The organism is Ruegeria sp. BG9 (assembly GCF_056538305.1).
In genome coordinates this window covers 1-615 of record NZ_JBQFSY010000035.1, presented here as the reverse complement: position 1 = coordinate 615, position 615 = coordinate 1, and the positions used below count along the sequence as shown (strand labels likewise).

Annotated in this window: 1 protein-coding gene; it reads right to left on the bottom strand. The window is 58.5% G+C overall.

What is annotated here, in order from left to right; all coding sequences use genetic code 11:
• Positions 1 to 615, bottom strand: a 615-nt coding sequence (locus tag ACR0I8_RS22110; protein ID WP_480703679.1) for a preprotein translocase subunit SecD, incomplete at both ends; no start/stop codon positions are given.

Genomic DNA, 615 nt, shown 5'->3' with positions numbered 1-615 from the left:
AATTCAGGGCCGATGGTACGTTCTTCGAGGAACTCCAGCTCGGCAGGCAAGGCCCCTGCCCGTAACAGGATAGCAAGGTTGGTGCTCTCCTCGACCGTGAAATTGCCTGTAATGATGCCTGAGCCGCCGGGAATGTGGCTTTGGATCACAGGGGCCGAGATCACCTCATCATCCAGCACGATCGCGAAAGGCGCGCCGATGTTTTCCAGCGTATAGTCACCGAATTTCCGCGCGCCCGACGTGTTGAACCGGAAACTGACGGCGGGACGTCCGTTCTGATCAAACGAGGGCTGCGCATCAACCAGTTCTTCACCTGTGACGACCGGAGAGGATTCAAGAGTGTAGTACACCCCGCTTTCGTCAATCGACGGCACCACTTCTTCACCAATACCTGCAGCGGCATCCGGGTCCGAGCCACGGCCGACAACAGGGTTGAAGGTCAGCTGCGCCGTGGTACCGATGATCTCTTTCAGCTCGCCTGCACTTCCGATCCCTGGAACCTGAATCAGGATACGGTCTGCACCTTGGCGCTGAATGGTGGGTTCACGCGTACCAACCTCGTCAATCCGGCGGCGCACGATCTCAAGCGATTGACGCACGGTGCGATCGTCCGAG